8 protein-coding genes, 1 tRNA gene and 1 pseudogene are annotated in these 10,094 nt (G+C 43.4%); 1 reads left to right on the top strand and 9 read right to left on the bottom strand.

Annotation, left to right across the window (positions count from 1 at the left end; translation table 11 throughout):
• Positions 1 to 128: 128 nt before the first annotated feature.
• A pseudogene (locus GTW09_RS12745) lies at positions 129 to 554 on the top strand (hemerythrin domain-containing protein); the annotation flags it as partial.
• Between the two features lie 81 nt (positions 555 to 635).
• Here GTW09_RS12745 and GTW09_RS12740 read toward each other — a convergent pair.
• From GTW09_RS12740 to rlmE, 9 genes are all read right to left on the bottom strand, one after another.
• Positions 636 to 794 carry a YqaE/Pmp3 family membrane protein gene (locus GTW09_RS12740; RefSeq protein WP_032096492.1) on the bottom strand — a complete coding sequence of 53 codons (159 nt, stop codon included), beginning with the start codon at positions 792 to 794 and terminating at the stop codon, positions 636 to 638.
• 184 nt (positions 795 to 978) lie between these two features.
• Positions 979 to 3,339 (bottom strand): EAL domain-containing protein, encoded by a 2,361-nt coding sequence (locus GTW09_RS12735; RefSeq protein ID WP_163112183.1) that lies wholly within the window; start codon positions 3,337 to 3,339, stop codon positions 979 to 981.
• A 301-nt stretch (positions 3,340 to 3,640) separates the two neighbouring features.
• A tRNA-Leu gene (locus GTW09_RS12730) sits at positions 3,641 to 3,726 on the bottom strand.
• Between the two features lie 9 nt (positions 3,727 to 3,735).
• Positions 3,736 to 4,188, bottom strand: coding sequence for a preprotein translocase subunit SecG (secG, locus tag GTW09_RS12725; RefSeq protein WP_163112182.1), 453 nt, complete (start codon positions 4,186 to 4,188; stop codon positions 3,736 to 3,738).
• 10 nt (positions 4,189 to 4,198) lie between these two features.
• Entirely contained in the window at positions 4,199 to 4,942 is a 744-nt protein-coding gene (tpiA, locus tag GTW09_RS12720) for a triose-phosphate isomerase (RefSeq protein ID WP_163112181.1), read from the bottom strand.
• Positions 4,943 to 5,037: 95 nt separating this feature from the next.
• Positions 5,038 to 6,381 (bottom strand): phosphoglucosamine mutase, encoded by a 1,344-nt coding sequence (gene glmM, locus GTW09_RS12715; RefSeq protein ID WP_163112180.1) that lies wholly within the window; start codon positions 6,379 to 6,381, stop codon positions 5,038 to 5,040.
• Positions 6,382 to 6,393: 12 nt separating this feature from the next.
• Positions 6,394 to 7,215 carry a dihydropteroate synthase gene (gene folP, locus GTW09_RS12710; protein WP_163112179.1) on the bottom strand — a complete coding sequence of 274 codons (822 nt, stop codon included), beginning with the start codon at positions 7,213 to 7,215 and terminating at the stop codon, positions 6,394 to 6,396.
• Between the two features lie 108 nt (positions 7,216 to 7,323).
• On the bottom strand, positions 7,324 to 9,270 hold the full coding sequence (ftsH, locus tag GTW09_RS12705; RefSeq protein WP_163112178.1) for an ATP-dependent zinc metalloprotease FtsH: 1,947 nt from the start codon (positions 9,268 to 9,270) through the stop codon (positions 7,324 to 7,326).
• Positions 9,271 to 9,371: 101 nt separating this feature from the next.
• Positions 9,372 to 10,001: a 23S rRNA (uridine(2552)-2'-O)-methyltransferase RlmE gene (gene rlmE, locus GTW09_RS12700; protein ID WP_163112177.1), complete on the bottom strand. Its 630-nt coding sequence runs from the start codon at positions 9,999 to 10,001 to the stop codon at positions 9,372 to 9,374.
• Positions 10,002 to 10,094 lie beyond the last annotated feature (93 nt).

Below are 10,094 nucleotides of genomic sequence, written 5' to 3'. Positions count from 1 at the left end.
GGTTCTGGCGACTGGATTATAACGAAGAAAGAACACATGAAAGTCTCGGTAACCTGCCTCCGGCAGCTTACCGAGAAAAACTGGAAAACTCTAGTTTAGAACTGTGTCATTAATGGGGAAGTGGACAATTACGCCAAGACCACGAAAAACAACGTCTTCTATTGAAAATATTAGCTGAAACCAGTGGGAACACTGCTGCTCGTCAAGAGTACTTTGAAGAATTGAAGCAACAGCTTGAAAGTCACGCCATAGCAGAGGAACGCCACTTTTACACTCACCTCTTAGAAAAAGATGCAACAGTGGATTTAACCCGCCATGGTATTGCGGAACATCATGAAATTGATGAGTTGATAGATAAATTAGACAATACCGACATGAGTTCGCCGGCATGGCTACATCACCTTAAAGTACTTAAAGAGAAGGTAGAGCATCACCTAGCAGATGAGGAGCAAGAATTTTTCAACGTTGCTGGAAGGGTACTTAACGAACATCAAAAAACAGAATTGGCGTCGGGTTACAAAAAAGAAATGCAGCAAGAACTAAAGTCTGCATAAATTAAACAACCTCGATAACGAAAAAAGCCAGTAACAGCATAATCTGTTACTGGCTTTCTTGTAGCCAATCATAAGAAATCGTTACTTCTTCGCAATAATATAGACTGCATGGATCACTCCTGGAAAGTATCCGAGAATAGTCAGCAGAATGTTTATCCAAAAGTGAGCGCCAATTCCAACTTGCAGAAATACGCCTAGTGGTGGAAGTAAAATTGACAGAAGTACGCGTATAATATCCATAATAAAATCCTTGTTTTTATTCAATATCACTCAACATTGAGAGCATGTGTAAAATTGTGGGTGTTTTGACTTTACTAACAATCAAAAATAGGCTTTTTCAAAACCACACTGTTAACAAAGCATAATGTATTCCAAAAATTACAAACGTCAGATTTCATGCTTCTGGCTTTCAGTTTGGGTATTTTTACTCGTGGTAAGGCGTAGTAAGTAGCCAGGCTTCTAGGTCTTCTCTTTTTAACGGCCTGCTAATGTAATAGCCTTGTGCAACATCACAGCCCCACTCTTTTAAAATGTTAAGAGACTCTGCATCCTCTACCCCTTCGGCAACTACATTAAGTTCAAAAATACCGGCCAGACTGAGTATTGTATGGACAATCTGCTGGTCATTTTCATCGGTAGACAAATTTAATATAAAGCTTTTATCTATTTTGATTGTCTCTACGGGTAAGTTTTTCAAATACGCTAGAGAAGAATAGCCGGTACCAAAGTCGTCGATGGCAAAACGAAATCCTAACGACTTAAGTGATGAAAGGTTTTCTACTGCCAGAGACGCATCAGCAACCAAATCACTTTCTGTAATTTCTAACTGCAGTGAAGCAGGAGACAGGCCTTTTTCTGTAAGTAATGCCACCAGTTCATTTAATAGCGTTTTATTTTGGATATCATGTGTGGACAAGTTCATAGCAACAGAAAAGTCGTAACGCTTGCTTCTAAAATAAGCAAGATCGGTAATAGTGGTTTTCATTACCCACTTAGTCACTTGTTCTATCAACCCAGCTTGTTCCGCCACAGAAATAAACTCATCCGGCGATACTTGTCCTAAACGACTGTTATTCCACCTAAGCAGCACCTCCATGCTACACACTTTCATCGTTTTCAGGTCTATTTTGGGTTGATACACGACAGAAAGTTCGTGTTGCTGTGTGGCAAGTACACGCTTTAGTTCGGTAGTGATTAGAAGACGTCTATTGTAGCCCTGCTCTAACGCCTCACTGTAATAGGTTAAGGCAGCGCCTGAGCGAATTGCGTTATCAGAAACAATATTGAGTTTTCTAAACAACTCTTCTGTGTCAGACGCGTCTTCAGGGCATTCCAATACAGCCATGGCCACTTTTACCGGTATTGTTATAAGGTTGCTCTCAACGGGTTGCTCAAGAATGTACTTCAGGGTCTCTAACTGCAGCTCATTCAGTGGCTCGTCAGTGATGTAAATCACTTCACCGCCCGCTAACCTTGCTGAAGTTCCAGGCCATTGTAACAGTCGCCAAGCCAATGACTTCAATGTATTGTCACCATTTGAGTATCCGTACAAATCATTAATGGTTCGAAATCCAATAACCGTTATCGCAATAACCTGAATAGATTTACCGTCACGCATTTGCGTTACAAAAAACTCTTCTAAAAAGTTTCTGTTGTATAGCCCTGTTAGATCATCATGCTGTGCCTGATACTTAATTCTCTCTTCGCGACGAAAGATTTTGCTTTGCATTTGGCCTATAGCAGACTCAAGTTCGTTAATTTCTCTAAAGCGCGAAGTACTGTTGAGCTTATTTTTATAGCGTCCTGAAGAAACACTATCAATAACGGTAATGACGGAATTTAGCGGTGATGTAATTCTCTTGGTCCACACCATGAAAAAAAGTGAGATGATCAATAACGCCAAAAGATAAAGCGAGAAAAGCATATTCTGCATTTCTCTAAAACTTTGCACATAATTTGCTACATCAATGAGAACAGTTATTTTTGCCGGACTGGTGTTCAATGTAGAAACAGGAATATTATATTCAATGTAACTGACGGCTTCTGAAAACGTGACGTCTTGCCAATTGAAACCTGCTATGCTCGGATGATACTCCTCAGCTAAACGGGTTGATAGCGTCGAAGCGAGTAACACTTGTGCTGTTCTGTCGATAATACTTATGTCGGCTTCAGACAGCGCACTAACAGTTTCAAGTACTTCTCTTTGTATATCCCTTGCCATTAACACGTAATAACGCTCGTTATTCAGCACCACCGACTTAAGGCTAAGGTGTGTCAATACGCCATTTTCTACAGACAGGACGTGGTTTAACCCCATTGCCGCCATAGCAACACTTTGCAAAGACTGAGCACCTTTTTCGTAAGAGTTTGAGGTTGACGAAATAACAGTATGATCTAAATTAATAAGCGCTATATCCAGAGAGCACGCATCAGAACTTGAAACATAAGAACTTGAAACATAAGATTCGCTAGCATTCGCCGAACCCTCAATAGACTGGCTCAAAGAGCCTAAAAAAGCATGAGAGAGCTTCTCGATATCTTTATTATCAAGCACAGCATCTGAATTAATGGCGTTAAGTGAAGACGCAATGTTGCGCTCTGTGCGCGACTCTTTCTCAGCCAGCACATTATTAAGTAGCTTTTCAACAAGAACTACCTCTTTGTCTACATGGCTTTTTATCATTGAACTAAACGACAACCACAGCGATACCACAACAATTATGGTCGCAACTGTCACACCTAGAAAACTAAGTAAAATCAATGATTGGCGAAGACTTGTTTGCACGAGAACGCCTCTGATGAATGCTACTGCATGAAATTTAATAAGTTATGGCAAAATAATAGCTGACTTACGCCAAGCAAAACAGGGGAAAGACCGAGTAATCTCATTTAAATGAGATTTATTGTATTTTTTAGGTTTTAACAATCCTCAGGTCATCGTTTTATGATCAGGGATTTGAAGGGTTACAGCAAAGCTTGGACGTTTTTGCTGCCACGAAAACATAGTTGTAACAAAATTTGAATATAAAGGCTTGGCATGAAAATCAAAACAATAAAAAAGGCCAGCGATTGCTGGCCTTTCAATATGGTGCGGAAAGCGGGACTTGAACCCGCACGAGCTATGCTCACCACCCCCTCAAGATGGCGTGTCTACCAATTCCACCACTTCCGCAAATAAAACTTAATCTGGGGTATTGCCGTCATCAGCTGGAACATCATCGCCAGCTGGCACGTTACCCTGAGTGTCCTGCATTGCCGGAACGTCTGAACCACTTACCGGAACATCGCTCTGTGCAGGTGCATCTTCAATAACTGGCACGTCTGCATCTGCAGGCACTTCTGCCGGTGTCTCAACCGCAGCAGGTACTTCCAAGTTATTCCACTCGTCTTCGGCACTTTCTCTATTCGCTGTCATCGCGCCTAGCGACAAGCTAATGAAGAAGAACAAACCCGCTAAAATTGACGTTGTGCGAGTCATAAAGTTACCAGAACCTGACGAACCAAACACGGTATTTGAACCACCTGAGCCAAAAGAAGCGCCCATATCAGCCCCTTTACCTTGCTGGATCAAAACAAACCCAATTAATAAGAGTGCTACAACTAGATATGCTATTAAAAGCACTTCGTATATCATAAATACCTCGTCAGTTTGCCGCTTGGCAAATTGAAATAAAATCTTCAGCTTTTAAACTGGCGCCGCCAATTAAGCCGCCATCAACGTCTTTTTGTGAAAATAACGTTTTAGCATTATCTGGTTTAACGCTGCCGCCGTATAAAATGCGAAGCTTACCAGCTAAGTCTGCGTCCACTTTAGTAAAGTAACCGCGAATGAATTCGTGCACTTCCTGAGCTTGCTCAGGCGTTGCCGTCTTCCCTGTGCCTATGGCCCATATTGGCTCATATGCAATAACTGCTTTTGATAAATCGTCAACCGACAACGTCGCTGTTAATGCGTCTAACTGCTCGCCAACAAATTTCTCAACGTTACCCGCTTCTCTTACTGTTAAAGACTCACCAACACAAATAATGGGTGTTAAGCCGGCTTCAATACATTGCTTTGCTTTTAAAGCGACAAGACCACTAGACTCTTGCTGATCTTCTCTTCTCTCAGAGTGACCTACTATTGAGTAGGTACATCCTGCGTCTTTAAGCATTTCAACAGATAACTCACCTGTATGAGCACCGTTGTTGAGGTGGCTCACGTTTTGAGCACCTAGGGAAAATGAATTCGCTCTGAAAAGGTGCATCAACGTAGCCGGCGGACAAACAACCGTTTCGGCGTCGCAATTTAATGCTTCTAGCTTCTCATTAAATTCAGCAACTAATGCCGAATTACCATTCATTTTCCAATTTCCAGCAACTAATGGCTGACGTATTTTGTTACTCACTAGCTCGACCTTAGCCCTGTCTTTTAGCGGGCGTGATATTAACTATTTACAACGTAAGATACAAGTATAAAAAGCGAAATTTCCTGCTACGCCAACTAATTGGCGAGATTACGAACAGTTTCAGCAATATGCTCTGCCCATTTCATCGACTTCTGTTCTTCATTCGATTCCACCATAACCCGTATCAGTGGTTCAGTTCCACTTTTACGCAGTAAAACACGTCCTGTTTTACCGAGTGCTGCTTCGGCTTCTTGCTTTGCACGTTGAACATCTTGATGCGATAGGTAATCAACATTCTGCGCTGTATAGCGCACGTTCACCAGCGTTTGAGGATACATCTCAAAACCACTAGATAAATCGTGTAAGTCTAGTTGAGAACGCAACATGGCAGCCAACACCTGAAGGCCCGCCACAATTCCGTCACCCGTTGAACACATAGACAGATTTAAAACATGACCAGAGTTCTCACCACCAATAGACCAGCCTTTCTGCTGTAGCAACTCCATCACGTAACGATCGCCTACTTTACTTCTCGCAAAGGGTACCCCTAGTTTACTTAGCGCATTTTCCAACCCAAGGTTGCTCATCAACGTACCCACTACGCCGCCCTGCATTTGTCCGTTCTTCAGTGCATCGCGCGCAATAATATAGACAATTTGGTCACCATCGAGCACATTGCCGAGATGGTCTACCATCATCAGCCTGTCGCCATCACCATCTAGGGCAAAACCTAGATCGGCGCCTGTTTCTTTTACTTTCTCAACAACAGCATCCATAGACGTCGCACCAACCTTATCGTTGATGTTAAGTCCGTTTGGTGCAGTGCCTAATTCTATAACGTTCGCGCCAAGCTCTCGTAATACGTTAGGAGCAATGTGATAAGTGGCACCATGAGCACAATCTACAACAATGGTTAAGCCTGTGAGGGATAGCTCAGAAGGGAAAGTACCTTTACAGAATTCAATGTAACGACCGGCAGCGTCATCTATACGCGTTGCTTTACCAAGCTTGTCTGAGGCTACGCAAGTCATAGGGCGCTCAAGCATTTCTTCAATGGCTAGTTCAATGTCATCGTCTAACTTAAATCCCTGAGAAGAGAAAAACTTTATTCCGTTATCGTAATAAGGGTTGTGAGAAGCGCTAATAACAATACCGGCTTCAGAACGAAATGTTTTGGTGAGGTAGGCTATTGCTGGGGTAGGCATAGGTCCTAACAAGCCTATATTTATACCTGCGGCAGAAAGACCAGCTTCAAGAGAAGACTCGAGCATGTAACCCGAGATACGCGTGTCTTTTCCAATAAGTACTTTATTTGTTCCTCTACCTGCGAGGACTTTTCCTGCTGCCCACCCTAACTTAATACAAAACTCAGGGTTAATATGACTTTCGCCCACTTTACCCCGAATACCGTCGGTACCAAAATATTTACGCTGACTCATTATTATTCCTTATTACACTTTTTTCAGCATTTTAACGATGTTAACCGCATCAGCAGTTTCTTGTACATCGTGAACACGTATTATATGTGCTCCCATTTGGGCCGTAATTGTAGCGAGCGCAATACTTCCAGCCAAGCGTTCTTCAACATTTCTGTTTAAAAGCTTACCTATCATTGACTTTCTCGACATACCAACAAGCACGGGCAACCCTAATGCCATAATATCAGGTAAATATTTGACTAACGCATAGTTATGCTCGAGAGACTTTCCAAAGCCGTAGCCTGGGTCCAGTAAAATGGATGACTTATCGATACCAGCTTGTTCACATGCTGCTGTCCGCTCAACTAAGAAATCCTTTACATCACTGATAACATCATCATATTGCGGGTTCGCTTGCATTGTTCTTGGCTCGCCCTTCATATGCATAAGGCAAACCGGTACCTTGGCTTCAGCAGCGGCTTTCAGCGCGCCAGGTTCTCTCAACGCGCGAACATCATTAATTAGCTTAGCACCTGCGTTCACTGCCTCAGTCATTACCTGTGGCTTGCTGGTATCAATTGATATAACACAATCGCTTCTTGCAGACAGCGCCTCAATTACTGGAATAGTTCTATCAAGCTCTTCTTGAAGCGCAACATCTTTAGCACCGGGACGGGTCGATTCGCCACCAATGTCGATAAAAGTAGCGCCCTGCTCTACCATACAAAGTGCGTGTTCTACTGCCTGCTGGGCAGATGCGTGTCGACCGCCATCGGAAAAGGAATCAGGGGTAACATTTAAGATCCCCATAACGCGAGGCTGATTAAGGTCAATAAAATGATTGGCAAACTGCATACATCAACTCTTTTTTATAATGTAAATAAAAAACGCCAGATTAACTGGCGTTTTTTTAATCCTAACATTGCGGCTAAATTAAAGGAGGAATTAATTTAGCCTCAAGCCTTAACTCGGAATGTCACCTGGTTTTCCAACCGATGGCTTGTCGACGCCATCGTTTTTAATTTCGCCTTCCTTCACAGGAGAACCGCCACTTGGCTTATCACCACCCGATGGCTTGCTGTCGTCCCAGTCTGCGGGAGGACGCACTTCCGTACGGTTCATCAAATCATCAATCTGCTTAGCATCGATAGTTTCATACTTCATCAGCGCGTCTTTCATCGTGTGAAGAATATCTTTGTTGTCTTCTAGAATTTGCTGCGCTCTTTCGTAATTGCGGTCGATAAGTGACTTGATTTCAGCATCGATAGCACGAGCCGTATCATCAGACATACTTGACGCTCTCGACATTGAATTACCAAGGAATACTTCGCCTTCTTCTTCTGCGTACAACATTGGTCCCATCTTCGTAGATAGTCCCCATTGCGTTACCATTTTACGAGCAATATCAGTAGCACGCTCAATATCGTTTGATGCACCAGTAGTCACTTTGTCATCGCCGTAAATTATCTGCTCTGCAATTCGACCACCAAACAGGCTCGAAATCATACTTTCTAGGTGCTGTTTAGAATGACTTACGCGATCTTTCTCAGGCAAATACATGGTTACACCGAGGGCACGTCCACGAGGTATGATAGATACCTTATATACCGGATCGTGTTCTGGCACCAAGCGACCAACGATAGCGTGACCTGCTTCATGATATGCCGTCATTTCTTTTTCAGACTCAGACATCACCATTGACTTGCGCTCAGAGCCCATCATGATCTTGTCTTTCGCTTTCTCAAACTCTTCCATTGCAACAACACGCTTGTTACCACGAGCTGCAAATAGCGCAGCTTCGTTAACTAAGTTTGCTAGATCGGCACCTGAGAAACCAGGCGTGCCTCGAGCAATTAGTGATGCTTCAACGTTGTCTGCAATTGGTACCTTGCGCATATGCACTTTAAGAATTTGCTCTCTACCACGAATGTCTGGAAGGCCAACGATAACCTGACGGTCAAAACGACCTGGGCGAAGTAATGCAGGGTCAAGTACGTCTGGGCGGTTAGTTGCCGCAATAACGATGATCCCTTCATGACCTTCAAAGCCATCCATTTCAACTAGCATCTGGTTAAGAGTTTGCTCACGCTCATCATGACCACCGCCTAGACCTGCGCCACGCTTGCGACCAACCGCGTCAATTTCGTCAATGAAGATGATGCACGGTGCGGCTTTCTTTGCTTGCTCGAACATATCTCGAACGCGAGACGCACCTACACCCACAAACATTTCCACGAAATCAGAGCCCGAGATACTGAAGAATGGCACTTTTGCTTCACCAGCGATGGCTTTTGCTAACAGCGTTTTACCCGTTCCCGGTGGACCTACCATTAACACGCCTTTAGGAATTTTACCGCCAAGCTTTTGGAACTTAGATGGGTCGCGAAGGAAATCAACCAGTTCAGACACGTCTTCTTTTGCTTCGTCGCAGCCAGCAACGTCAGCAAACGTAGTTTTTATTTGGTCTTCGCCCAGTAAGCGCGCCTTGCTCTTGCCAAACGACATGGCGCCTTTGCCACCGCCGCCTTGCATCTGACGCATGAAGAAAATCCACACACCAATAAGCAGTAACATTGGGAACCACGATATGAAAATCGACGCGAGAAGTGATTGCTCCTCAGGTGGTTCACCATAAACTCTTACATCGTTTTTAACTAGGTCCGAAACTAGTTTGTCATCGAAGTAAGGTACGAAGGTTTGAAAAGATTCGCCAGAGCGCTTGGTCCCGCGAATTTCGCCATCATTATTGATACGAACTTCACGGATATTGCCCTGTTCCGCTTCTCTTAGGAATGTTGTGTAGTCAGTTTGTGAACGAGCAGTTTCACTCGGTGAAAAGCTCTGGAAAACCGACATCAATACAACGGCGATAACCAACCATAAGATTAAATTTTTTGCCATGTCGCTCAATGCTACTAACCTCTATAAATCCGAACCGGTGTGAAAATGAACAACTTGGTTGTTTTGCACACAACGCAATTCGCAACTAAAATCGCTTACAATAAAGCGTACTACACTTTATACCCACAAGCCACCAAATACACCTCACGAGAACGTGATCTCGACGAGTCAGGCTTACGCGTTTTTATCGTGGTAAAAGATTGCTTAAGTGCATTCATAAACTCAACAAACCCTTCACCCTGAAACACCTTAATGACAAACGAGCCACCGGGTTTCAGCACTTGATGACACATGTCCAGCGCAAGTTCGCAAAGATACATGGAACGAGACTGGTCAACTGCCGAATTACCAGCAAGATTAGGTGCCATATCCGACAATACTATATCTACGGTGTTCCCACCGATTCTGTTCAAAAGTGCGTGTAAAACTTCTTCTTCACGGAAATCACCCTGCAGAAAGTCTACGCCCACGATAGAATCCATGGGCAAAATATCGCAGGCGATAACCTGACCGCTATCCCCTACTAGCTTTGCTGAAAGCTGAGACCAACCACCGGGGGCAGCGCCAAGATCAACAAGGGTCATACCAGGCTTAATCAGTTTGTCTTTCTTTTGTATCTCTTCGAGTTTATAAATGGCGCGAGAGCGCCAACCATCTTTTTGTGCTTTCTGCACATAATGGTCGTCGAAATGTTCTTTTAGCCAACGTTTACTGCTGGCGGAGTGTTTCTTTTTTGTCATTCAATTACAATGTTATTAGGATTGTAGAAGAGATGGCGTTAGAATACGTTATTTCAAGCATAAACTAACAGATTAATTGTAAGAATATTTATT

This window comes from Alteromonas hispanica (genome assembly GCF_010500915.1).
In the GTDB taxonomy this organism is placed as follows: Bacteria; Pseudomonadota; Gammaproteobacteria; order Enterobacterales; family Alteromonadaceae; genus Alteromonas; species Alteromonas hispanica.
The sequence above is the reverse complement of the archived record's forward strand: the minus strand, read 5'-3'. Positions and strand labels throughout refer to the sequence as shown.

Bases quoted from the DNA above. Each gene is read 5' to 3' on its own strand.
- GTW09_RS12740 (WP_032096492.1), bottom strand. From the start codon at position 794: ATGGATATTATACGCGTACTTCTGTCAATTTTACTTCCACCACTAGGC.
- secG (WP_163112182.1), bottom strand. From the start codon at position 4,188: ATGATATACGAAGTGCTTTTAATAGCATATCTAGTTGTAGCACTCTTA.
- glmM (WP_163112180.1), bottom strand. From the start codon at position 6,381: ATGAGTCAGCGTAAATATTTTGGTACCGACGGTATTCGGGGTAAAGTG.
- folP (WP_163112179.1), bottom strand. From the start codon at position 7,215: ATGCAGTTTGCCAATCATTTTATTGACCTTAATCAGCCTCGCGTTATG.
- rlmE (WP_163112177.1), bottom strand. From the start codon at position 10,001: ATGACAAAAAAGAAACACTCCGCCAGCAGTAAACGTTGGCTAAAAGAA.